Origin of the sequence: Flavobacterium sp. S87F.05.LMB.W.Kidney.N (assembly GCF_004366435.1) — a bacterium.
GTDB lineage: Bacteria > Bacteroidota > Bacteroidia > Flavobacteriales > Flavobacteriaceae > Flavobacterium.
On record NZ_SODX01000001.1, the window covers coordinates 584,264 to 603,364 of the forward strand.

The 19,101-nt window shown below is 33.4% G+C and carries 16 protein-coding genes and 1 tRNA gene; 6 read left to right on the top strand and 11 right to left on the bottom strand.

All coding sequences use genetic code 11. From position 1 onward, the window contains the following. Nucleotides 1-148 precede the first annotated feature (148 nt). On the bottom strand, nt 149-379 hold the full coding sequence (locus EDB96_RS02610) for a helix-turn-helix domain-containing protein (protein WP_134139085.1): 231 nt from the start codon (nt 377-379) through the stop codon (nt 149-151). 82 nt (nt 380-461) lie between these two features. On the opposite strand from EDB96_RS02610, the gene EDB96_RS02615 reads away from it, so the two are divergent. Then, on the top strand, nt 462-695 hold the full coding sequence (locus EDB96_RS02615) for a hypothetical protein (protein WP_134139086.1): 234 nt from the start codon (nt 462-464) through the stop codon (nt 693-695). A gap of 204 nt (nt 696-899) precedes the next feature. Here EDB96_RS02615 and EDB96_RS02620 read toward each other — a convergent pair whose 3' ends face one another. Together EDB96_RS02620 and EDB96_RS02625 are read right to left on the bottom strand one after the other, a co-directional pair. Continuing rightward, nucleotides 900-2,945: an ATP-binding protein gene (locus EDB96_RS02620; RefSeq protein WP_134139087.1), complete on the bottom strand. Its 2,046-nt coding sequence runs from the start codon at nt 2,943-2,945 to the stop codon at nt 900-902. 129 nt (nt 2,946-3,074) lie between these two features. Further along, nucleotides 3,075-3,156, bottom strand: a tRNA-Leu gene (locus EDB96_RS02625). A 109-nt stretch (nt 3,157-3,265) separates the two neighbouring features. Here EDB96_RS02625 and EDB96_RS02630 point away from each other — a divergent pair. After that, nucleotides 3,266-4,654: a dipeptidase gene (locus EDB96_RS02630; RefSeq protein ID WP_134139089.1), complete on the top strand. Its 1,389-nt coding sequence runs from the start codon at nt 3,266-3,268 to the stop codon at nt 4,652-4,654. A gap of 401 nt (nt 4,655-5,055) precedes the next feature. Next, nucleotides 5,056-6,153 carry a glycosyltransferase 61 family protein gene (locus tag EDB96_RS02635; RefSeq protein ID WP_134139090.1) on the top strand — a complete coding sequence of 366 codons (1,098 nt, stop codon included), beginning with the start codon at nt 5,056-5,058 and terminating at the stop codon, nt 6,151-6,153. 184 nt (nt 6,154-6,337) lie between these two features. Here EDB96_RS02635 and EDB96_RS02640 read toward each other — a convergent pair whose 3' ends face one another. Then, complete coding sequence (locus EDB96_RS02640) at nt 6,338-7,702, bottom strand: saccharopine dehydrogenase family protein (RefSeq protein WP_134139091.1); 1,365 nt, start codon at nt 7,700-7,702, stop codon at nt 6,338-6,340. 188 nt (nt 7,703-7,890) lie between these two features. On the opposite strand from EDB96_RS02640, the gene EDB96_RS02645 reads away from it, so the two are divergent. Together EDB96_RS02645 and pckA are read left to right on the top strand one after the other, a co-directional pair. Beyond that, the gene (locus EDB96_RS02645) at nt 7,891-8,277 is read left to right on the top strand and encodes a DUF423 domain-containing protein (RefSeq protein WP_134139092.1); all 387 of its coding nucleotides are present in this window, start codon (nt 7,891-7,893) and stop codon (nt 8,275-8,277) included. A 301-nt stretch (nt 8,278-8,578) separates the two neighbouring features. After that, complete coding sequence (gene pckA, locus EDB96_RS02650; protein WP_134139094.1) at nt 8,579-10,183, top strand: phosphoenolpyruvate carboxykinase (ATP); 1,605 nt, start codon at nt 8,579-8,581, stop codon at nt 10,181-10,183. Between the two features lie 238 nt (nt 10,184-10,421). On the opposite strand, the gene EDB96_RS02655 is transcribed toward pckA, so the two are convergent. Both EDB96_RS02655 and EDB96_RS02660 read right to left on the bottom strand, forming a co-directional pair. Beyond that, a complete protein-coding gene (locus EDB96_RS02655) occupies nt 10,422-11,480 on the bottom strand; it encodes a phytase (protein ID WP_134139095.1) in 1,059 nt (352 codons plus the stop codon). A gap of 74 nt (nt 11,481-11,554) precedes the next feature. After that, entirely contained in the window at nt 11,555-14,362 is a 2,808-nt protein-coding gene (locus EDB96_RS02660; protein WP_134139097.1) for a TonB-dependent receptor, read from the bottom strand. Between the two features lie 241 nt (nt 14,363-14,603). Between EDB96_RS02660 and EDB96_RS02665 the strand changes: the two genes are divergently transcribed. Then, the gene (locus tag EDB96_RS02665; RefSeq protein ID WP_134139098.1) at nt 14,604-15,704 is read left to right on the top strand and encodes a DUF4407 domain-containing protein; all 1,101 of its coding nucleotides are present in this window, start codon (nt 14,604-14,606) and stop codon (nt 15,702-15,704) included. Nucleotides 15,705-15,866: 162 nt separating this feature from the next. Here the strand turns inward: EDB96_RS02665 and EDB96_RS02670 are convergent, their stop codons facing one another. From EDB96_RS02670 to EDB96_RS02690, 5 genes are all read right to left on the bottom strand, one after another. After that, the gene (locus EDB96_RS02670) at nt 15,867-16,571 is read right to left on the bottom strand and encodes a PH domain-containing protein (RefSeq protein ID WP_134139099.1); all 705 of its coding nucleotides are present in this window, start codon (nt 16,569-16,571) and stop codon (nt 15,867-15,869) included. Between the two features lie 70 nt (nt 16,572-16,641). After that, on the bottom strand, nt 16,642-17,013 hold the full coding sequence (locus tag EDB96_RS02675) for an MmcQ/YjbR family DNA-binding protein (protein ID WP_134139100.1): 372 nt from the start codon (nt 17,011-17,013) through the stop codon (nt 16,642-16,644). 85 nt (nt 17,014-17,098) lie between these two features. Continuing rightward, nucleotides 17,099-17,497 carry a GNAT family N-acetyltransferase gene (locus EDB96_RS02680; protein WP_134139101.1) on the bottom strand — a complete coding sequence of 133 codons (399 nt, stop codon included), beginning with the start codon at nt 17,495-17,497 and terminating at the stop codon, nt 17,099-17,101. A gap of 134 nt (nt 17,498-17,631) precedes the next feature. Further along, nucleotides 17,632-18,384 carry a cyclase family protein gene (locus EDB96_RS02685; RefSeq protein WP_134139103.1) on the bottom strand — a complete coding sequence of 251 codons (753 nt, stop codon included), beginning with the start codon at nt 18,382-18,384 and terminating at the stop codon, nt 17,632-17,634. 91 nt (nt 18,385-18,475) lie between these two features. Beyond that, nucleotides 18,476-19,087, bottom strand: coding sequence for an SMI1/KNR4 family protein (locus EDB96_RS02690; protein ID WP_134139104.1), 612 nt, complete (start codon nt 19,085-19,087; stop codon nt 18,476-18,478). Nucleotides 19,088-19,101: the final 14 nt, after the last annotated feature.

Consider the following 19,101-nt stretch of genomic DNA (forward strand, 5'->3'; position numbering starts at 1 on the left):
GATTTTTGGTCTTTATTTATAATTTTTATGATTTCATTTCGAGGAACGAGAAATGACAAACTAAATTAAAAATAAAAGAGATGAATTGCCTCCTGCTTTAGCTGGAGGTTTTTTTATGTTTGAAAGGGAAAAGGCTTTAGCCGAATTATTATTTCAAAGGGAAATCAAGTAATTCTTTAAGGTCAATATCTAAAGCATTTGATATTCTTATTAAAGTTTTTATACCAGTATTTATTTCAGCTCTCTCAATTCTCCCAATTTGATTTCTTGTAATGTCGCAATCATCAGCTAAAGCTTGTTGTGATAAGCCTTTCTTTTCACGTAGCTGTCTTATGTGAGTGCCAAGATTTGAGATAAAAGTTTCTTCTGAAATATTCATATTTCAAAAGTCATAACAATTATTTTTTGTTTTGACACAAATTTGTGTCAATAATTATTGTATTTGAACAAAATATAAGATAATGACTACAGTAATTGTTTCAAATGAACTTGAAAATAGACTAAAAGCCTTTTTTACTGATGTTATCGATCCAAAAGACATGGCGAAAACAATACGAGAGGTAAATTATATTCTTTCGTTATGTTCCATGCGCGGATGCGAAACTGTAGAAACTGAATTCAACAATCTCGAAGATAATTTTTATTGGCTCAATAGATTAGCAGAAGCTCTGGATCCTTATTTGGATGTTGATTAAGTAGAAGAATCATTTCATTTCGACGAAAGGAGAAACGAAAACAGCAAATCGACAAAATGATATTGTTTCTTAATTTTTTTCATGTTGTACACCCGTCGTTTTGCTGTAATCTCCTTTCGTCAAGGTGATAGAAAGGGTTTCTAAAATTAAATTCTAGATGATATAATTATGTGATAAGTCGGTTAATTTAACAAAGAATATTCATTAAAACGGTAAGTCATCAGGCTCATCCGCAATTATTTTTTCATTTTTTGAAAGAGCAATTTTGGTTAGAAAATCTGTTGCTTCTTTGTTTAAATTTATTCCTTTTTGTTCTAATTCTTCAATAACTACAGATTTAAATTCTAGTTTGTCTATTAGGTGCTTGTGTTTAATTGTGAAAATTCGAAATAAATCATCCCATGTCATGGCGTATATTTCATAATTTTTTATTGACTGTATTAAATATTTTTTTCCTTTTTCTTTTTGATTGACATGTAAATCTTTGATGTATTCATCTAGTTTTATTCCAACTAAAATGAATTTCCACGTTCTTGTAACACTATTAAATCTTTCATCTTCAATTATAAATCTCAGATATCTTTCTACTTGTTGAAATTGTTCAGTGCCAATAATAACGCTAGGTCTCTTTAATTCAACAATAATATTCTCTTCAATTGTCAGGTCTGGATCACTGCCATCAATTATCTCTGATTTTCTAGAAATAAAAATATCTGGTCTTTGTAATTTATTTTTATTATCTATTTTCTCCGGCTTTTTTTTGTTTTTTTCTAAATGAGAGTAATAATTATTCAGAAGAATTTCGAAGTTTTTATCAGCAGAAACTAAATGGTATTGCTCTCCAAAGAGCCAGTAGTTATCTTCAATTATATTTTGAACATGATTTCTTTCATCAGTAAACTTCTTCAAATCAAAGACTAGTAATTTAAGTATATCAACTATCTTAAATCTATTTTCTAGAAATTTCACAAGTGAAGTAATATGCGAAAGTTTAGTTGTTTTCAGAACATTTGAGAGTTCCAGTCTATCCGCATCGGAAAGTTTTACAACATTATCTACAATATTTAAAACATGTTCTCTTTGATCAGTATCTAATAATAGATTTAAAAAACCTACAATTGTTTTACTTTGTGGGATACTAAGATTTTGAAAAATTTTAGGTTGAACACTATATAATTCTTTTATAACATTTTCTAAATCCTCTTTTCTAAGCTTATCATATTTATTGTTGCTAAAAAAGGGGAAAATACTGTTTCTATTATATTTCTCAATTAAAGCATCAGCTTTTAAATTTCTTACAAATTCTTTCTCTTTAGAGCTAACAAACTCGTTAAGGTGGTCTATTAAAACTTTAAATGTTGGGTTGCTTTGATTAAAAGAATCATCTAGAACAGGATGATCATTTTTAGTGGCTTTAAATAAATCGAAATAGTCAGATTCTATATAAACAGAATGGTGAAAATCTGCAGTTTTATTGTTAAAAGAAGTATGCTTTCTGTAAGCTTCTTTCTTATTGCTATTCAAGAAATAATAATAGTATTTATCTCCAATTTTTTCATTCCATCGTAAAAAACTTATTTTAAAAATGAATTTACCGAACGGAATTTCGTGATCATCTGAATCAGCAATGACTGTTTTGTAATTTAGAGGATGCTTGTTTATAAGGATTTTATAATCTCGCTCTTTATTTAAGTAGAGAAACCATCCAAACTCATTTGCTAAATAATTCTCGAAGTCTTCATTGTCGAGCAAATCGCTAGTTAATGCAAAAAAATCTTCAAATATTACTTCTGTACCATTTTGCTTATTTTTTGTAATAACTGTATCAATAGTTTCAAAGTTCTGAATTTCGTCTTTGTTTATTTGAATATTATAATTTAAAAAACGTCCGTCATCAGATTTAAAAGTAGTATCCCATTTTGCTTTATTGCAAAAAAGTGAAAAGGAATATCTTCCTTTCCCTTTTTTTCCTTTGACAAATCCAGTTTCTGAAAATGAATTTGTCTTTAAAGAGACCATAAAGTTCCCGAATGTTTCTGAAATATTGGCAATATTTATCCCTGTCCCATTGTCTGATATAGAAAAATTATGAATATAGCCAACTTCATTAGCCGTGAAATCAATTTTTATGATAGAGGCATTTGCATCAAAACCATTCCAGATATATTCAGCTATAGCTCTTTTGTAATCAGTTGGAAGCCCACTTCCTTCTATACTCTTTGATGTAAGTTTGGTTGTGTGTTTTTTCATTTTTTTTGGCTAGAATTGGTTATAAATATAGAAATTAATAACCAATCTTATACTTTGTAAAATAAAAATGACAAAGCTAAAATAAAGTAAAAACAAAAAAGCTTCTGATTTCTCAGAAGCTTTTTTCAGTGCGGATAATAGGACTCGAACCTACACGCCTTGCGGCACCAGATCCTAAGTCTGGCATGTCTACCAATTTCACCATATCCGCTCAATTGTGGGTGCAAAGATAAACATAACTTCTAAATTTCAAAGCATTTTTTTAAAAAAATTATTAATTCTCTTTTTTGTATTTTTGAGTTTCTATAAAAATAATTTAAATGGAAAATATTAAGTCCTACGTTCAACAACATAAAGATCGGTTTATCAATGAATTGATCGAATTATTAAAGATTCCGTCGGTTAGTGCCGACACTGCATATTCTCAAGATGTTATTGACACAGCAGAGGCTGTAAAAGAAAGTTTAACAAAAGCAGGCTGCGATTTTGTCGAAACTTGCGACACTCCAGGTTACCCAATTATCTACGGAGAGAAAATTATAGATCCAAATCTTCCAACGGTTTTAGTTTACGGACACTATGATGTGCAGCCGCCAGATCCGTTAGAATTATGGACTTCACCACCGTTCGAACCCGTTATTAAAAAAACAGATATTCACCCAGAAGGCGCAATCTTCGCGCGTGGCGCTTGTGACGACAAAGGTCAGATGTACATGCACGTAAAAGCGCTTGAATATATGGTGCAAACGAATAATCTGCCTTGCAACGTAAAATTCATGATCGAAGGTGAGGAAGAAGTGGGTTCTGCAAGTTTAGCTTGGTTCGTAGAACGAAATCAGGAAAAACTGAAAAATGACGTTATCCTGATTTCAGATACAGGAATGATTTCTAACCAACAGCCATCGATTACGACTGGTTTAAGAGGTTTGAGTTACGTTGAGGTAGAAGTTACAGGTCCAAACCGCGATTTGCATTCAGGTTTATACGGCGGGGCAGTAGCGAACCCAATTAATATTTTAGCAAAAATGATTGCTTCTCTTCACGACGAAAACAATCATATTACAATTCCAGGATTCTACGATAAAGTTCAGGAATTATCTTCAGAAGAAAGAGCTGAAATGGCAAAAGCGCCTTTTAGTTTAGAAAAATATAAAAATGCTTTGAACATTGCTGATGTTTACGGCGAAAAAGGATATGTAACCAACGAAAGAAACTCAATTCGTCCGACATTAGACGTAAACGGAATCTGGGGAGGTTATACTGGAGAAGGCGCTAAAACGGTTATTGCGAGTAAAGCTTTTGCTAAAATCTCGATGCGTTTGGTTCCAAATCAAGAGTGGGAAGAAATTACAGAATTGTTTACAAAACATTTTACAAGCATTGCTCCAGCTGGAGTTACGGTAAAAGTAACGCCTCACCACGGTGGTCAAGGTTATGTAACGCCAATTGACAGCATTGGTTATCAGGCAGCTAATAAAGCGTATACAGAAACGTTTGGAGTTCCTGCAATTCCTGTTCGTTCTGGAGGAAGTATTCCGATTGTGGCTTTGTTTGAAAAAGAATTAAAAAGTAAAACAATCTTAATGGGATTTGGTTTGGATTCTGATGCGATTCACTCGCCAAATGAACATTTCGGAATCTTTAATTACTTGAAAGGAATTGAAACTATTCCGTTGTTTTACAAGTATTTTGTGGAACTTTCTAAATAGTTTTTTTAACCGCAGAGAGCGCTAAGGTTTATCGCAAAGTTCGTTAAGATTTTTTAGGTAGGAATTAAAAAAGTTCGCAAAGCTTCATTATATAGCTTTGCGAACTTTTCGTTTATAAACGTACTTAAAAAATGCTTTGCGCTCTTTGCGTTAAGAAAAAAAGGAAAAGAGTATCAAATCCTTTAATATATAAATCCGTTCAGAAATGAGCGGATTTTTTTGTTCTTATAAATACGGGGTTTAAACTTTCAACATTAAAATTTTTAATTTTCTCTTTGTTTTTTATTGAATAAATTAACTTAATTTAGTTATTTTTATTATTAAGTTTGTTTTTATTCTGAAAATAATCCCATGTTTTAAAAATTTCTAATTTTATTTTAATGTTGCTTTAATGTTTAAGAATGGGCTTAATAGAAAAAAAGGTTAGATTTTCGCCCATTGGGTACACGAGATATCTTAGAGGATTAAAAAAACCTCATTCGATGTTTCGGGAAGGAAAAATTTTGGAAAGTCTCGCATCAAAATCATGGGAAATTGCTCCTGGAAATACCACCGTTTCGCCAAAAGCTTATTTTCTCGACGGCCAGTTAGAACGCATTACAGGCACAGCTTATACCGATGATCCTTATACTGCAATGCATGGCGGTTTTACTGTCGAACACGCCCCAACACGCGCTTATAGGCTAAAAGATGCTTGGATGATGAATGGGTTTATTTATAAAGGACTTCATAATTTCCGACTTCATCCTTCTTTTCAACTTTCTAAAAAGATGAATTATTTTCCGCCCGCTATTATAGAAGCAGAAATTAATGATGCTGCAATTTATAGCACATCAGAAGGAAATCAATATTTTGGACTTTGGCTGACCGATGATTGTGCTAATTATGCCTTGGCTGCAGCTGAAGGAGTTCCAGTAACTTCGAATATTATTCCTTATTCGCACATGCTTGAATATGAATCATTTTTAGAAATGAATCCAATTCGAACAAATGCGGCTTACTTAAAAAATGCTATTTTCTTTGATGATAATTGGGGAAATAATCAAAATAAACATACCCGATTCGCTGCTAATAGAAACAAATTATTGTCTTTGTTTCCCGCAGCTTCACATCCTGGAGTTTTCATCCTGCGTCGAAATTCCGGAATTTCCCGGGTTATGTTGAATGAAATCGAAATCGCCGAACAACTCCGAGAAAAATACGGATTTAAAATTGTCGATGTTACCAAGAATAGTGTTTCAGAAATACTTTCGGCGTGTTCTGGTGCCAAAATTCTTATAGGTATTGAAGGCAGTCATTTATTTCACGGACTCATGACTCTTGAGTCAGGAGCTTCGGTTTTGGTCCTTCAACCTCCAAATCGTTTTAGTGCTGTCATTAAAAATACTACAGATATGGAGAATATCAATTACAGCTTTGTTGTTGGAATTCAAAAAGAGGAGAATTTTTATATTGATTTGGAAGAAGTGGAGAGAACGCTTTCTTTATTAAGGTTCTAAGTTGCTAAGATTCTAAGCTACTAAGGTCTTTGTCAAAGTTTAAAACTTTGACAAAGAAAAAAACCTTTGTCCCTCTGAACCTCTGCTTCTTTGTCCCTCAAAAAACAAAAAAAATCCGCTTCAATTTCTGGAAGCGGATAAAATTACAAACTAAAAAATCTAAAAATTAACATGCAGATCCAGATTAAAATAAATCTGGATTATATCCAAAATAAGGTACCTTTTGTTCGTTAAAAATTACCCCATATTCTTCTAACTCTTTTAAAATAGGCTCGTAAACTTCTTTTTTAATCGGAAGCTGTACTCCGGGAGTTGTTATTTTTCCATTTAGAATCAATAATGTTGCAATGGCAACCGGAAGGCCGACTGTTTTTGCCATAGCAGTATAAGTCTGGTCTTCTCCAGTACAAACCATTTTAGAATCAATTTGTTTCTTTTCTCCGTTTAATTCATATCCGAACTTATGATACATTACAATCATATCTTTGTCATCTGGTTCAAGAGCCCAGCTGTCGGTTAAGATTTTTTCTAAAATTTGTGCAGGTGTAGCGTTAGGCAGATTCACTTTTTTGTGTGGGTTAAATAAATCCAGTTCCAAAAGTTTATCCCACATAATATCGTCTTGATCAATTTTTAAAATCAAGCGTGTTTTGATTTCAACAGAATCTGTCGGGTGATACGGAAGAAAGGAATTCACAAACTGACGGTAACTCATATTTTCAGAATCCTCAATAATATAACTGTCATCTGTCATTCCGAGTTGTACAAACATGTTCCAAGCTCTAGAATATCCCACTCTTCGAATAGTTCCTCTATATAAAGTGAGAATATCGTCTAAACCGTAAATAGATCTGTATTTAAGAGAATCCCGGTTTGAATAAGCTTCAAATTTCCCGTAGCCCTCAACTTCTAGAAATTCAGTTCTTCTAAATAAAGCGCTGTACGGAATATATTTATAAGTTCCTTCTTGAATAAATTTAGCTGCGCCCCCTTGTCCGGCCAAAACCACATTTCGAGGTGCCCATGTGAATTTATAATTCCATAAATTATTATCAGATTCAGGAGCTACAAGTCCGCCGCAGAAAGATTCGAATAAAAGCATTTTTCCTCCTTTTGATCGAATTTCATCAATAACCTTCATGGCGCTCATATGATCGATTCCTGGATCAAGACCAATTTCGTTCATGAAGATTAAATTGTTTTTCTGAGCTTCTTCGTTCAAAGCCTGCATGGCATCGCTTATATAAGACGCAGTAACCAAATGTTTTTTGAATTCAAGACAGTCTTTTGCAATTTCGATATGAAGATGTGCAGGCAGCATCGAAATTACAATCGAAGCATTGGCAATAGCTTTTTTTCTTTCTTCGGCATTAAAAATATCTAAGGCAAGCGGAGTAGCATTCGGATGATTTTGTGTCTTTGCTTTCGCTAAATTCAATGAAAGGTCTGCTACAGTTAAATGCAGTTTTTCTTCGTTAGATTTTGACAACAAATATCGAATCAAAGAAGATGCAGATCTTCCTGCTCCAATTATTAAAACGTTTCTCATGCTTTAAATATTTAACACAAATATATTAAAATGTTACAATTATAACAATTTTAATTGAATAAAGTTAATTTTTATTTTTTGTTTTGAGTGAAAAAATAATGTTATTCTATTCTAAATAATCGAGAAACTAAAGCGGTTTTTTGGTTTGTTTGAAGTATTTTTGTTTCAAATTTCAAAAGATATAAATCATGAAACGAAGAATTGTTCTTACTGGAGCTTTTATAGGTATGTTAGCTATTATTTTGGGTGCTTTTGGAGCTCATTTATTAAAAAAATATCTTTCGGTTGATCAATTAAATACTTTTGAAGTTGGTGTTCGCTACCAAATGTACCACGCTCTTTTTCTGTTGTTTTTATCTACGCAAAAAGATATTGCAGAAAAAACATTAAAAGCTATCTATAATTTAGTAGTTGCCGGAGTCGTTCTTTTTAGCGGTTCGATTTATTTGTTGGCAACAAAAGACTACACTTTGTTTGATTTTAAAATTATAGTATTCGCAACTCCTGTGGGTGGTTTTCTATTAATTATCGCTTGGACGCTATTATTCTTTACGATTTTGAAGAGAAAATCATAAAATCCCGAAAAAAAAATTCTGTCTAAGAATTAATCTTTAATTTTGTCTCATAAATAACATATAACTTTAGTTATGTGAATTTTTTCTATTTTAGGTTGTAAAACTAAAATAATATAACAAATTCGCTTATAAGGTTGTAAATAAACAAATTAGAAGCAGTTATTTTTTTCTTTTTGTAATTTTTAAAGTGAAATTTCTCTTTTTTCGTATAAATCAAAGTGAAATTTAATTATTTTAAAACGAATAAGAATTAATCTGTAATTTTGCTTCTGAAATAAATATCACACACAACTTAAAATTTATGGACACTAACACAGTTTTCGCGCAATCGATTTCGTTAAAAGAATTAGGAATTGAAAATGCAAAAGTTCGTTATCAACTATCTGCAGATGAATTACATGCGATTACTTTGCAGTCAGGACAAGGTGTTGAGAATTCTACCGGAGCGTTGGCAATTAATACAGGTGAATTTACAGGTCGTTCTCCACAAGATCGTTTCATTGTAAAAGATGATATTACAAAGGATCAAGTTTGGTGGGGAAATGTAAATATCCCGTTTGAACCTCAAGCTTTTGAAAAGCTATATAATAAAGTAACAGCATTTTTATCAGACAAAGAAGTTTTTGTTCGCGATTCTTATGTTTGCTCTGATCCAAATTATAGATTAAATGTTCGTGTTGTAACCGAAACAGCTTGGTCAAATTTGTTCTGTTACAATATGTTTTTACGTCCAGAAGAATCGGAACTGGCTAATTTTACTCCAGAATGGACAGTAGTTTGTGCACCAAGTTTTATGGCAGATCCTGCTGTAGACGGAACACGACAGTCTAATTTCGCAATTTTGGATTTTACTAAAAAAATCGCTTTAATTGGAGGAACAGGTTATACTGGAGAAATGAAAAAAGGAATTTTCTCTGCATTAAACTTTATACTTCCAGTTTTCAAAAATACACTTCCTATGCACTGTAGTGCGAATGTTGGAGAAGACGGGGATACAGCAATTTTCTTCGGATTATCTGGAACAGGAAAAACAACTTTATCTGCAGATCCAGAACGTAAATTGATCGGAGACGACGAACACGGCTGGACAAATGAAAATACTGTTTTTAACTTTGAAGGTGGTTGTTATGCTAAAGTAATCAACTTAACAGAAGAGAACGAGCCAGACATTTTTAGAGCAATCAAAAAAGGAGCGCTTTTAGAAAATGTGGTTTTTAAAGCAGGAACAAACGAAGTAGATTTTGACGATGTTTCGATCACACAAAATACTCGTGTAAGTTATCCAATTACTCATATAGATAATGTACAGCCAGGTTTGGTGGGACATAATCCTAAAAATATATTTTTCTTAACGGCCGATTCTTTCGGAATCTTGCCTCCAATCTCAAAATTGACTCCAGGTCAGGCAGCTTACCACTTTATTTCTGGGTATACTGCAAAAGTTGCGGGTACAGAAGCTGGTGTAACAGAGCCTCAGCCTAATTTCTCTGCTTGTTTTGGAGCGCCTTTTATGCCTTTGCACCCAACTCGTTATGCTGAAATGTTAAGCAAAAAAATGAAAGATGCCGGCGTAAAAGTTTGGTTGATCAATACAGGATGGACTGGTGGACCTTACGGAATTGGAAGCCGTATGAAATTGAAATATACTCGTGCCATGATTACTGCAGCTTTAAAAGGAGAATTGGATAATGTAGAGTATGCAGATCATAAAGTATTTGGAATTGCAAAACCACAATCTTGCCCGAATGTTCCAGAAGAGATTTTAAATCCGAGAAATACTTGGGAAGACAAAGATTTATACGATCAAAAAGCATTAGAATTGGCACAAAAATTCAAAGCTAATTTTGCCAAATTTGAAGAGTTTGCAAACGCTGAAATCTTAGCGGGAGCACCGATTACAGAATAAAAGGAATTAGTTAATTCAAATTAAAAAAAGCTGTTCATCACTGAACAGCTTTTTTTTTGTGTGTATTTCTACTGCTTGTTTGTCCCTGAGCGAAGTCGAAGGGCGCTTCAATAGGAAACTGTGCTTCGACTTCGCTCAGCCCGACAATGAGTAATTTTTAAAGACATTGAAACGCAGTTTTCAGCACAGTTTAAAGGAAAGTACTGAAAAACTGCAATTTCAAATCAACACTGAATCTTTATTTTTTAGCCTCGTCTATGCGTTTTTGGATCAAATCCCAAGCATAATAATGGAAAGTCATGCCGTTGCTCATCGCTACGAAAAGTCCGTTTTTGTATTTTGGGCCTAAGTTTACGCTCGTAACATCGGCACCATCGCATTCAATTGTAGAAGTTGGAACTTCAGCTAACAATGGATGTTTGTTTGGGTTTCCGTTGGAACCTTCTCTTGGGTAAACCATAAAAGAATTGGCCTGCTGGTTGGATACTAAAATATATCCTGTAGAATCTGTTTTTTTGTAAATCGCAATTCCTTCGTGATCTGCCTTGAAATCTTTTTGACCAAAGAAAGCCAGTTCTTTATTATCATTTAAAGCTGGGTCTGCTTTGTATTTTCTAATTCCAGCTTGTTCGTCGCAATAGTAAACAAATCCTAATTCGTTATCAACTGCTATAGCTTCGATTTCTTTTTTACCGCTGTAAGTCCCGAATTTACGAACCACTTTTGCAGCAGCAAATTTTCCGTTTCCAGAAAGTTCGTACTGCCATAAATAACTTCCAGAAGCTCCCGTTTTTCTTCCTACAATAGCAAAAATTTTCTGATCACTTGGACGTGTGTATAATGCAACTCCCATTGGATCTCTTTCTGCATCTCCTTCAAAAACAGGAATTCCGCCATTGTCAATCGGTTCTAAATTTGGCAGGCTGAAGATTCTAATCTTGTTGCTTTCGCGCTCTGTTGTAACGGCAATATCTACTTTTTTTCCGTCAATGATCAGTCCGTAAGCGATGTCAACATTGTTTGGGCGTTTTAACGGAATTGATTTTTTAAGGATTTTTCCATTCAAATCAAAAGCATACAAACCACCATCGGTATCTTTATCAGTTCCAACAATAATACTTTTTGACGCATCGTTTGGGTTAATCCAAATCGAGGGATCATCTGTATCATGAGGTAATGCTTCGGTAACAGTTGTTGGTTTTACGGCATTTGGTTGAATAGGAGCTAATTTATCGTCTTTACAAGCTGTAAAAGCAAGGCTTAAAAGTAAAAAAGCAAGTATCGATTTATTTTTCATTTTGGTATTTTATTTTAAATGAATTAGACAGAACCGCTAAGTCCTGTCTAATTTAGTAGTTTTTAGTATTGATTTTACAAGTCTAATTTCAATCCGAAATTGTAACGAGCTTGATAGTATTCTGCTTGTTTCGTATGAGCAGCAACTCCTTGATAATAACGCAACGGCTGATTGGTTAAGTTATTAGCTTCTGCAAAAAAGCGAAGTTTTGGAGTAATTTTATAAGAAGCGTTTGCATCTAAGAAAAACTGTTTGTCATAGTAACTGTCTTTGTAAGACTCAGAACCTAATTCATCTAAATAATCAGATGTAAAGTTTGTTGAGATTCTAGCAGAGAAACGTTTGTTTTCCCAAGATAAAGATCCGTTAAACATATGAGGAGTTGTTCTTGGAAGACTAATATCGTTTCTTTCGTTTCCATCCTCATCTGCAATTCCTTTAGCTTTAGATTTTGTGTAAGTATAGTTTAAATATATACCAAAACCTTTTAAGAATTTACCAGGAAGGAAATCTAACTGACGCTGGAAAGCAACTTCGAATCCGTAAACATCAACAGTGTCTCCGTTTCTTGATTGTAAAAATGACCAGTTTTCTCCCGCTGGAATTGGATTTACTTGATTAGGAAAATCTGCCGCAAATTTAGCATCAGTATATTGATTGTCGCTGTAGTTGTAAATGAAATCATTTAATCTTTTGTAGAAAACACCTCCAGAAATCAAACCAACAGATTTGAAATAGTTCTCTGCCATGAAATCATAATTGTATGAATAAGTAGCGTCAAGATCAGGATTTCCAGCTGTAATTTCTTTGTCTGCAGCAATGTTATTTACATAAGGAGCTAATGCATAATAATTTGGTCGTGCTAAAGCAGTGGTTGCAGCAGCTCTTAAAATCAAATCTTTTGTTGCATTGTATTGGAATGAGATGCTTGGCAAAAGATTAGTATAAGAGTTTGTATTGTTGATTTTACTCTCTAATTCTTCTTCGTCCAATACACGGTTTCCTGTATAATCAATGTGAGTATTCTCCACACGGAAACCTAAAACCATAGAAAGTTTATCATTAAAATCCTGATCCCATCTTACATACGCAGCAGTAATTCTTTCTTTAGCATTATAGTTTACTGCTAAATATTCTGCTGGATCTGCTTCTTTTTCAAACAAAGCAGCGTTGTTTAAATCTAAACTTCCTAAGAAAGAAGCTGAAGCGAAAGTTCCTGGCACATATTTACTTCCTGGATTAAATCCGTTTCCATCATAATAAGATGTTGGAACTTGCGATAATAACTCCATATCCTCGTTAATTGGAGTATAAGAATAGAACACATTATTTCTTTCTTTCTCTTTTAAACGAAGTCTAAGCCCCGTTCTCAATCTTCCTTTTTCACCTGCAATTACAGAAAAAGGAAAACGGATATTTACTTTTGCACCAAATTCGCTTTCACTTGTTTCATCTGTATTTTCAGTAACAGAATCAAATTTAAATTCGTCTGTTGATTCGCCAACAGTTGTCATTAATGGAAATCTTGGATTAGATAAATCTTCAAACATTTCTAAACCTTTTTGACGGTATTCGATATAACGCTCACCTGGACGGTATTCTCTAGCTTTTGCGTAGTTTGCAGACCAGTCTAAATCTAATGTAGAATTGATTAAGTGCTCTCCACGAATAGAATAATTTTGAACTCTTTGATCTTCTAATCTTCTGTTTTTGTTTCTGTTGTTATCAAGACCACCTTTTGTCTGACGTTTTACACGACCTTCAAATCCTGTAATTGTTTCGCCATCGTAAATAGGTTCAATATCATCGTAAGTTGTTCTGAAACGATTTTCTCTATCGTCTCTCCAGTTGTAAATTGCATTAGCAAAAATGGTGTTGTTTTCGTCAAATTTGTAATCTAAAGCAATAGATCCGCTGCGGCGAATACGCTGTACATCATATTTTCTAATTTCTGAAGCTTGTAGGTATTCATTTCCAAAATCATCTTTTACCCATTCGTTTTCGATGTTATCAGATCCGTAATCAACATTGTTGTAAGAACCGCTGAAAACTGCGCCTAATTTATTATCAAAAAAGCGATTACCATATACAAAACCAGCAGTGTAAGAAGCGTGGTCACGAATTGGCAGATATCCTCCGGCAAGTGTTGCAGAAATTCTTTCTCCATTTGGAGTTGCTCTTGTAATTAAGTTTACAGAACCTCCAATCGCGTCAGCATCCATATCAGATGTAAGAGTTTTGTTTACTTCAATCGTAGAAATCATATCAGACGGAATTAAGTCCATTTGTACATTTCTGTTATCTCCTTCTGCTGAAGGAATTCTGTCACCATTTAAAGTAACCGAGTTCAAAGATGGCGCCAAACCTCTAATAATAATATTACGAGCTTCACCTTGGTCATTCTGCATTGTAATACCAGGAACACGTTTTAAAGCGTCTCCCACATTGGCATCAGGAAAACGTCCCATTTGATCAGAAGAAATTACATTTCCGATATTTTTATTGTTTTTTTGCTGATTTAATGCTTTTGCCTGACCTTTTAAGATGTCTCCAACAATAACTTCATTCAGTTCAGTTCCAGAGGTTTTAAGAGCAAAATCGATTACATTGTTTTTTCCTTGTTCAACTTTTATTTCTTGAGTTAAAGAAGAATAACCGATATATTTTACTTCAACTTTATAGCTCCCCTCATTAATATTCAATAACTCAAAACGACCGTTATAGTCAGAAACGGTATATTTTTTTTCGCCAACTATTTGAATCATAGCTCCAGGAAGAGGCAGTTTGTCATCAGCGTCTAATATCTTTCCAGATATAATCGCCTTTTGGGCAAAACCCGTTAGAGATAATAAAAAGAGTGTTAATACTAAAAATTTTTTCATTGTGTGTGTTTAGTTTGATTTTGGTTGCGAAGCTAAAGCCCTTGTATTACTAAACCCTTGAAAAAAAATTAACATAGTGTTATGATTCCTACCCAACATTAGAAATAGATTAATGTTAAAATAACATTCAATAAAAAAAGGAATTTCGTAGCGTTAAGTGAAAACAAATCAACTATTTGTCTGAGAATTAAATTTTTGGCGCTAAATTTGCCATATCAATCACAATCAAAAATCATCAATCATGTTAAAACAATTTTTTATCCTATGTTCAGGAGTCGACCGAGACCTCTTGAAAGACTGCTCAGAAGGCGAACAAACTAAATATGTTGGTATTGGCGCCACTGTATTTTTTACAGCAGTTATGGCTTTCTTAGCCAGTGCTTATGCGCTTTTTACCGTTTTCGATTCTATTTATCCCGCTTTAATTTTCGGATTTGTATGGAGTTTACTGATTTTTAATTTAGACCGATTTATCGTTTCTACAATTAAGAAAAGAGATCGGTTTTTAGACGAATTTCTACAAGCGACTCCACGAATTATATTGGCTGTTATTATTGCAATCGTAATTTCTAAACCTTTGGAAATTAAAATATTCGAAAAAGAAATCAATACCGTTTTATTGAAAGAGAAAAACGAAATGGAGTTGGCCAATAAAAAACAAATTGGAACGTATTTCAAAACAGATTTAGATAAAAATAAGGCTGAGATTGCAGTTTTAAAAGCAGATATTGTAAAGAAAGAGAAAGAAGTAAATGCTTTATATTCTACTTATATTACAGAAGCAGAAGGAACTGCTGGAACTAAAAAATTAGGAAAAGGTCCTGTTTATAAAGAAAAACGCGAGAAACACGATGCATCTTTAAAAGAATTTGAAACTTTAAAAACAGCAAACGAAGCTAAAATTGCCGAAAAAGAAAAAGCAGGCGTAAAACTCCAGGCGGATCTAGATAAAAAAGTATCACAGACTCAGCCTATCATTGAAGGTTTCGACGGATTAATGGCACGCATCAATGCGTTAAATAAACTGCCTTGGCTTCCGTCATTTTTCATTATGTTATTGTTTTTAGCAATCGAAACTTCTCCAATTATAGCCAAATTATTAGCTCCAAAAGGTGAATTCGATTTCAAACAAGAAGAAGCCGAAACAGCAATGAAAGCCACTTTGGCACAAAATAAATACCAACGTGAACTGCTAGTGAAAACAAGCGCCGAAATGCACGATAAAGTTTATGCAGATATTGCCGAAGATAAAAGCCTGTACGATTTACAACGTAAAAATGCAAAAGAGTTACTCGAATTGCAATCGCATAAATTTGTAGAAAAGCAGAAAGCGACTTTATAAGTCGAAAGTCATAAAGTCAAAAGTTTGAAAGTCCAAGTGTTGACCAAAAGACAAAGCCAGAAATAGAATCTCTATTTCTGGCTTTTTTATTTAGGCAATGTCAAAAAACTTTAAGACTTTCGACTTTCGACTTTTGACTTTAAGACTTTAATACTTTAATACTTACATATAACTTAAAATCTCTTTTTTATAAGCATCGTACTCTCCCTGCATGATCAATCCGTTATCAAGGAGTTTTTTGTAATTCTGTAATTTATCAAAAAGTTCCTCTTTAGATAAGTCGCTTAATTTACGTTCTCCAGCTGGCTGTGTTGGAAGCGGCTCATAAGTTGTTTCTGTAAAAGCTGGTGCAGAAGGCAAAATTTCAGCAAAACTTGTTACTTCTTCAGTTTCTACTTCTTCAACTTCTTCAGCTTCGTCTTCGTATTCTGGTTCAACAGTTTCTTGAATTGGTGCAGCAGCAGAAATAGGATTTTTCAATAAATCCAATTGCTCTTTAGCGTAAGTATAAATTTTTCTAGCCTGAATTTTTGGAATATAATCAATAGAAACAGCTAAGTCTGTTTTGGTACCAAATGAAAATTCAGAACCTAAAATGTTTTCTTTTACAAAAGTACTCGCAATATCATCCCAAGTGTAATCTGTAAAATCCATAGAAAGACCTAAATTTTTAGGCTTACAGATAATGATACGCTTGTTTGTTAATACAATGCTGTCTGGAAAAACAGTAATAGCAGGCTTTTTTTGCACTGCAATATATCCAACTTCTTCGCCTTTCATTAATAAATCTGTAAGTTTCGAAGTGATTTTTTCAATCGCTTTTGGATCTTGTTCTTCGTTCAGAAATTTTTTAAATTGTTCTTTCATTTTTTTAAGTTGCTAAGTTACTGAGCTTTTAAGTTGCTGAGTTTTTTTACTGACGTTACAAATGTAATGCCTAATTTTCTAATTCGATAATTTCATTCTGAATTTTCTTTGTCAAACTTTTGAAAACCAATTCATAGGAATGATCGATCAATTCTTTGACAAATTTATCTGGAAGATTTCCGTTTAAAGCAATCGTATTCCAATGTACTTTACTCATATGAAATCCAGGTTGTATTTCATCATATTCAGCTCTGAGTTCCTGTGCGCGGTCTGGATCACATTTTAAATTGACCGATTGCTCGTTCTTTTCCCATTGCGATAAAGAAGATAGAGCAAACATTTTGCCTCCAACTTTAAAAACTAAAGTGTCTTCATCAAATGGAAAATGTTCGCTGACACCTTTTTTCGAAAGACAATATTCGTAAAACGTTTCTAAATTCATATTATAAAAAAGTTATGATTCAACACGAATTACACAAATTTCACTAATTGAACTGTTTCATGGCAATTAGTGAAATTAGTGTTTATTAAACTATTTTTTCCATCATTTTTTCAGGATGATTGAGTTTTGTAAATCCGAATTTCCCGTATAAAAAGTGAGCGTCAGTTGTGGCTAATCTCCAAATTTTGACATTTTGAAGTTGAGGTTCCTTCATCATCGTTTCAATTAAGATCGACGAATATCCTTTTCCACGATGTTCTTCGGTTATAAAAACGTCCATTAAATAAGCAAATACCGCGTAATCGGTAATTACTCTTGCAAAACCAATTTGTTTGTCATCTAAATAGATTCCAAAACAAACCGAAGCATCAATTGTAGTCTGCACTTCTTCAATAGTTCGTCCTGCAGCCCAATAAATGTCTTTTAAAAAGTTTTGTATAAACGGAACGTCGAGTTTGGTTTTATCAGTAGATACGCTAATCATAGTTTATTGTTTTTCTTGCCACGAATTTCACGAATTTTCACGAATTAATTTTTTCACTTCAAGCATGTAAAAATTAGTGGGAATTAGTGTAATTGCTTTGCCAATTCGCTTTCGCTCGGGTCGTGGCAAACTTTTTAAATCTTATATAAAATTGGTTTTGATGGACTTGCGTCATTTTCAAACGAAGCGATTTGAAGATTTAGTATATAATTTCCATCTTCAATTTCGTCTGGAACATACATCATTTCGGTAATTGTCGCATTTAACCGTGCATCAGAATTAAGATTATGAGTGTCTTTTACATTCCAAAATGCTTTGTGAGCCAATAATTTGCCTTCGTCATGTTCTTTATCAACACTTGGCAAATCAATCAACAAATGCTGAATTTCGCTTTCGCGTATGAAAATCGCAGCTTCTTCAGACAAATAAGGCGGATTTGTATTCGAATATTTTCTTGATTTTTTTTCTTTTTGATTGGGAAGTGTTCTAATAATCAAAGCCTCGAACGATGTCACATTGAGCGAAGTCGAGATGCTTTCTTTCGTAATAACGAGATCATCCCCAATTTTCTCAGGCTCAATGGTAATCAATTTAGCAAAAAAGAAAAACTGTTTAAGTGATTGATTAATGCTGTAAAAATCATTTGTAATATGTCCCAGACATTCCGTGTGCGTTCCATGCCCATGCGGGTTGAAGAAAATATTATTAAAGTTCGTTGATGATTTTCCTTCAGAAACTTTCCCAATCCAATCGCCAAAAATTACAGGTTCTATTGAAGGTTTTTCGATATACCAGGCAATTGGGTTTTCGTCTGTATTGGTTAAAGGAATTGAGATATCAATGGGTTTTGATAAGTCGATTTCGAAGTTGTTGATTTTTGCTATCATGTTGATTTAACCGCAAGGGTCGCTAAGGTTTACGCAAAGGGCGCCAAGGATTATTAAAGATTGTTTGCGACTCTTTTAATTCCATTTTTTATTAATGATTATCAAAAACAGAACACCATTCGTCATAATATTTGCCCGCCCAATTTCTCATATTTTTGAAGTACCATTTTGCAGCATTGTCAGCAAGGTTGAAACCATTTTCATCATCAATTATAGACTCATCTTCAAAATTGCTTAAGGCGTGATGAAGCGCGGCGCTGCAAAGTAAAAACTGTCCTAAGGTATCTGCAACTGTTGTACCAGTTTCCCAATTTCCTGCGCCATGCATAAGTTTTTGAATGCCATTTTCCAGATCCTCAAAATCTACAATAACAGGATCAGCACCTTCATCAGCAAAAATAAAAAAGTTCTTGTTCCAATCGCCAATTTCAGTATTTTTTATTGAATTATAGTTGTAACCATCTTGCTTATATTTTAGATTTTCAACTCCATAAATACACATTGGATTACCAACCGTAGAAAAATAAAAATCTTTTAGAGGTGCAAAATTGCTTATGTAATCTTTTAAATTGTGAGGTAATGTAATTTTAAATTCATTTTCTAAACGATGAATATGACTTTTATTCTGTGATTCTCCAAAAGGAAAATCATCATCATTATTCCAGAATTTTTTTATTTCTAATATTGCAGTTTCTAAATTCATTTCATTTAAGATTT

Coding starts and splice junctions, on each gene's coding strand:
- EDB96_RS02610 (WP_134139085.1), bottom strand. CDS start 379: ATGAATATTTCAGAAGAAACTTTTATCTCAAATCTTGGCACTCACATA.
- EDB96_RS02615 (WP_134139086.1), top strand. CDS start 462: ATGACTACAGTAATTGTTTCAAATGAACTTGAAAATAGACTAAAAGCC.
- EDB96_RS02620 (WP_134139087.1), bottom strand. CDS start 2,945: ATGAAAAAACACACAACCAAACTTACATCAAAGAGTATAGAAGGAAGT.
- EDB96_RS02630 (WP_134139089.1), top strand. CDS start 3,266: ATGGAAAATATTAAGTCCTACGTTCAACAACATAAAGATCGGTTTATC.
- EDB96_RS02635 (WP_134139090.1), top strand. CDS start 5,056: ATGGGCTTAATAGAAAAAAAGGTTAGATTTTCGCCCATTGGGTACACG.
- EDB96_RS02640 (WP_134139091.1), bottom strand. CDS start 7,702: ATGAGAAACGTTTTAATAATTGGAGCAGGAAGATCTGCATCTTCTTTG.
- EDB96_RS02645 (WP_134139092.1), top strand. CDS start 7,891: ATGAAACGAAGAATTGTTCTTACTGGAGCTTTTATAGGTATGTTAGCT.
- pckA (WP_134139094.1), top strand. CDS start 8,579: ATGGACACTAACACAGTTTTCGCGCAATCGATTTCGTTAAAAGAATTA.
- EDB96_RS02655 (WP_134139095.1), bottom strand. CDS start 11,480: ATGAAAAATAAATCGATACTTGCTTTTTTACTTTTAAGCCTTGCTTTT.
- EDB96_RS02660 (WP_134139097.1), bottom strand. CDS start 14,362: ATGAAAAAATTTTTAGTATTAACACTCTTTTTATTATCTCTAACGGGT.
- EDB96_RS02665 (WP_134139098.1), top strand. CDS start 14,604: ATGTTAAAACAATTTTTTATCCTATGTTCAGGAGTCGACCGAGACCTC.
- EDB96_RS02670 (WP_134139099.1), bottom strand. CDS start 16,571: ATGAAAGAACAATTTAAAAAATTTCTGAACGAAGAACAAGATCCAAAA.
- EDB96_RS02675 (WP_134139100.1), bottom strand. CDS start 17,013: ATGAATTTAGAAACGTTTTACGAATATTGTCTTTCGAAAAAAGGTGTC.
- EDB96_RS02680 (WP_134139101.1), bottom strand. CDS start 17,497: ATGATTAGCGTATCTACTGATAAAACCAAACTCGACGTTCCGTTTATA.
- EDB96_RS02685 (WP_134139103.1), bottom strand. CDS start 18,384: ATGATAGCAAAAATCAACAACTTCGAAATCGACTTATCAAAACCCATT.
- EDB96_RS02690 (WP_134139104.1), bottom strand. CDS start 19,087: ATGAATTTAGAAACTGCAATATTAGAAATAAAAAAATTCTGGAATAAT.